Origin of the sequence: Intestinibacter sp. (assembly GCF_051866655.1) — a bacterium.
Lineage (GTDB): Bacteria > Bacillota > Clostridia > Peptostreptococcales > Peptostreptococcaceae > Intestinibacter.
The window spans coordinates 1-4,615 of the sequence record NZ_JBJDXL010000220.1 but is presented as its reverse complement, the minus strand read 5'-3'; the positions used below and the strand labels follow the sequence as shown (position 1 = coordinate 4,615).

The window sequence follows — 4,615 nt, the reverse complement described above, 5'->3', positions numbered from 1 at the left end:
TTGAAGTAAATCTACTATATTTCCATGGAAGGCTATAGCACAAGCTTCACCCTTTTCAAGCTCAACTTTAGCTAAATCAAATGCTTCCTTTGGACTTTCTGTAACCTTGCTAACCCATCCTTGAGTATATCTAGTTTCTATTCTTGAATAGTCTACCTCTGCTATTATTCCTACTCCGCCTGCTATTTCTACAGCCTTACCTTGAGCACCACTCATTCCACCAAGGCCTGAAGTTACGAATAATTTTCCTTTTAAGTTTCCTTCTTTAGGTATACCAAGTTTTAATCTACCTGCATTTAATATAGTTGAATATGTTCCATGAACTATACCTTGTGGTCCTATATACATCCAACCACCTGCAGTCATTTGTCCGTAGTTTGCAACACCTATTGCAGTTGCTCTCTTCCATTCTTCTTGGTTGTCAAACATACCTATCATTAGAGAGTTTGTAAGTATTACTCTAGGTGCATCTGGTTTAGATTTAAAAAGTCCCACTGGATGTCCTGAATGAAGTACTAGAGTTTGATCTTGATTTAATACTTCTAAGTATTTTTTTGTAAGTTGATATTGCATCCAGTTTTGGAAAACTTGTCCTGTTTCACCGTATGTAACTAATTCATAAGGATATAAAGCTACATCAAAATCAAGGTTGTTGTCTATCATTACTTGGAAGGCTTTACCTTCTACACAATTTCCCTTGTATTCGTCTATTGGTTTTCCGTAGATTTTGCCTTCTGGTCTAAATCTATATCCATAAATTCTTCCATAAGTTAATAATTCATCTAAAAACTCTGGAGCTAACATTTCATGGTATTCTTCTGGTATATATCTTAAAGCATTTTTAAGAGCCAATCTTATATCTGCATTTGTCAATTTTGATTCACGTTTTGGAGCTCTTCTTATATTTTCTTCAAATGCTGGTATTTTATCTGGTATTACATCAAGCTTTATAGTCAATGCATCGTTTATTTGTTGGTTTCTATTACTCAATTCAAATTCCTCCTTATAGTCTTAAACTACTAATTAAAGTTTTAAATCGCTAACTATTTCTTCACTTACTAATAAATCTTTTCCTATAGCTTTTTCTACAGCTTCAACTAATACATTTTCCTTTATAATGTCTTCACATATATTTATATCTGTGTACATTATTCTATCTTTATCTACAAAAGGAGTTCTCTCTCTTATAATTCTATAAGCTTCTTCAGTTCCTTTTCCTAATTTTTTCTTGCCTCTTAAATCTATAGCTTGTACACTACCTAATAATTCCATAGCTAAAACTTTTCTAGCGTTATCTAATATATCTCTAGCATGTCTTGATGCTATAGTTCCCATAGAAACGTGGTCTTCTTGGTTTGCTGAAGATGGTATTGAGTCTACACTTGCTGGATGTGCAAGAACTTTATTTTCAGAAACTAATGAAGCTGCACTGTATTGTACTATCATAAATCCTGAATTAACTCCACCTTCATTTACTAAGAATGCTGGTAATCCATGGCTAAGTGCTGGATTTACCATTTTTTCAAGTCTTCTTTCAGATATGTTTGCAATTTCTGATAACGCTATCCCTAGGAAGTCAAATGCAAGAGCCATTGGTTCTCCATGGAAGTTACCACCAGATATAATCTTTTGATTTTCACCTGGGAATATTATTGGGTTATCTGTAACTGAGTTCATTTCTATTTCTATTTTCTTAACTACATAGTCAAGAGCATCCTTACATCCACCGTGAACTTGAGGTGAGCATCTTAAAGTATAAGAATCTTGTACTCTAAGTTCTCCTTGTTCAGTAGTCATTTCGCTACCTTCTAATATCGCTAATACATTTTTAGCTGTATTGAATTGTCCTTTATGAGGTCTTACTAAATGTACTCTTTCATCCATAGCACAAGTTATACCATTTAAACCTTCCATTGTAAGCCCTAATGCTATATCTGCAGTTTTCATTAGGTTTATCGCATCGTAAACTGTTATAGCTCCAACTGCTGTCATACATTGAGTACCATTGTTTAATGATAGTCCTTCTTTTGATGATAAATATTCTAGAGGTTTTACTCCAGCTTTTTCTAAAGCTTCCTTAGAAGACATTCTAACACCTTGATATATTGCTTCTCCTTCTCCTAACATAGTTAAAACCATATGAGATAGAGGAGCTAAATCTCCTGAAGATCCTAATGAACCTTTTTCTGGAACTATTGGATGAACGCCTGCATTTAATAAGTTGATTAATACTTGTAGAGTTTCAAGTCTAACACCTGAATATCCTTTTGATAAAGCGTTTATTCTAAGTAACATCATAGCTCTTACTATTTCTTCGCTTAAAGGTTCTCCTACACCGCAAGCGTGACTTCTTATTAAGTTTATTTGAAGTTGTCTAGTATCTTTTTTAGATATAACTACATCAGAAAATTTTCCAAATCCAGTTGTTATCCCGTAAGAAACCTTTTCCTGTTCAACCAAATCATCTACTATCGCTCTTGCAGTTTTTATTCTTTCTATTGCTTCTTCTGTAAGTTCAACCTTATAACCGTATCTACAAACCTTCATTAAATCTTCTAAAGTTAAATCATAACCATTTAATTTAATAGTCTCCATATTAAAACCTCCATATTTCTAATTTATTTAATATATATTGAAAAATTTATATAGTTTTCCATATTTAATTAACTGAATTAAATATTTTAATTTAATTTTTCAAATAAATTTCTGACATTTGAATAATTTTTTTTACAACTTGCTTATTCTTCATGTTATAAGTATAATTAAAAATATAGATTATATCTATAAGTATTTTATCAATTTCTATAACAATATTGAGGTGTAATTAATTGAGGTGATAAAATGAAACGAAAAATAATTGTAACAGATAACCTATTAGAAAAGAAAAAATACGGAGATTTTACTTTTCCAATCGACTTTGATTACAACACTTTATTTGCATATGAATACGGATTTCTAGACTATCATTGGCACTATGAAATGACCTTCTCAGTTATATTAGAAGGATCTATGGAATACAGGGTAAATGATAAAATTTACGAAATGAAAAAGGGAGATGGTCTATTTATAAACTCTCATACTCTACATACAGCTAAAGGCTATAACAACAAGGATTGCGCTTTTTTAGCCTTGATGTTTAGATCTAATTTCATCTTTGGACATGAAGAAAGTATAATAAAAACCAAATATATTGATATAATCGAAAATGGCGGTCAATGTCCTTCTTTTTTTCTAGATTCAAAAAATAAAACTCATAAAAAGATAATGTCTCTAATTCTAGAGGCTAACGATATATTCCAAGAAAAGAAGCCTTGTTATGAATTATTAGTAAAAAGTAAGGTATGTGAAATTTGGTCTCTATTTTTCACTGAAATAAACAGTATTTTGCAAGAAAAACAATTTGTTAATTCAAATGATGTTTTGAGATTATCTAAAATACTAGATTTTATACATAGTAATTACAAAAATAAAATAACTCTAGATGATATAGCTGAATCTTGTAATATAAGTAAAAGCGAATGTTGTAGATTTTTTAAAAAAGCAACCCGACAAACGCCTTTTGAATACCTACTAAATTACCGCATAAAAAAAAGCATACCTTTGCTTTTAAGTGATAAGTACAATATAACTGAAATCGCTGAGAAAGTAGGTTTTTCCAATGCTAGCTATTATACAGAAATATTTAAAAGAGTTATGGATTTATCACCTACTAAATATAAAAAAGAACAGCTATCTAAACCTTAAATTATAATTTTTTATATAAAACATAAAAGGACCACATATTTGGTGATCCTTTTATATTTATATGCTAAATTATTTTCTATCTATTACACTTTCTCTTTCAACTATTTCATAAGGTAGCACAAATTTCTTTTCTTCAAGAGCATCTCCATTGATAATTTTTATTACCATTCTCATAGCTACAGCACCCATATCGTAAAGAGGTTGTCCTACTGTAGTTAATTTAGGACGGTATATTTTAGAAAGCTTGCTATTATTATATCCTGCTACAGATATATCCTCTGGAACTTTATATCCCTTATCAAATATAGCATTTATAGCACCTATAGCCGCTTCATCTCCTGTAACAAAAACAGCATCTGGTTTAATATTTTTGTCTAATAAATCCATCATCGCTTTATATCCACTATTATAATCTGTATTTCCGTATTTTATTATATCTGGATTTATATTTATATTATTTTCAGTTAATGCTCTTTCGTATCCTGTTCTTCTCTCTGATTCTAATATAGTATCTGCTTCACTTGTCATTATAAGTGCTATCTCTTTATGCCCTTTATCTATTAAATATTTAGTCATATTGTAAGTTGCATCTTCATTGTTTGTACACACTGTATATACATCAAATTTTTGAGCTGTTTTACTTATATAAGCTGCTGGTATACTGCTATTGTTAATTAATTCTACATGTTCTTCATCTAAAGTCCACGAAATCATAACTATACCTTCAACTTGTTTTGCTTTTAATAATTCTATACTTTTTAATTCCTGATCTTTTTCAGAATATGTATTTGCTAATAATATATCATATCCATACATTTTTGCGACACATTCTATACCGTTTACAACCTCGCTAACAAATGAATCTGACATT

The 4,615-nt window shown here is 30.4% G+C and carries 3 protein-coding genes and 1 pseudogene; 1 reads left to right on the top strand and 3 read right to left on the bottom strand.

Annotated features, from left to right (window positions below; all coding sequences use genetic code 11):
* Both ACI3VO_RS06685 and hutH read right to left on the bottom strand, forming a co-directional pair.
* Nucleotides 1–990 (bottom strand): annotated as a pseudogene (locus ACI3VO_RS06685) (urocanate hydratase); the annotation flags it as partial.
* A 33-nt stretch (nucleotides 991–1,023) separates the two neighbouring features.
* The gene (hutH, locus tag ACI3VO_RS06680) at nucleotides 1,024–2,595 is read right to left on the bottom strand and encodes a histidine ammonia-lyase (RefSeq protein ID WP_439757159.1); all 1,572 of its coding nucleotides are present in this window, start codon (nucleotides 2,593–2,595) and stop codon (nucleotides 1,024–1,026) included.
* A gap of 246 nt (nucleotides 2,596–2,841) precedes the next feature.
* On the opposite strand from hutH, the gene ACI3VO_RS06675 reads away from it, so the two are divergent.
* A complete protein-coding gene (locus ACI3VO_RS06675) occupies nucleotides 2,842–3,744 on the top strand; it encodes a helix-turn-helix domain-containing protein (protein ID WP_439757158.1) in 903 nt (300 codons plus the stop codon).
* Nucleotides 3,745–3,813: 69 nt separating this feature from the next.
* Here ACI3VO_RS06675 and ACI3VO_RS06670 read toward each other — a convergent pair.
* Nucleotides 3,814–4,615 (bottom strand): substrate-binding domain-containing protein (locus ACI3VO_RS06670; RefSeq protein ID WP_439757157.1); only part of this gene is annotated, 802 nt, incomplete at its 5' end.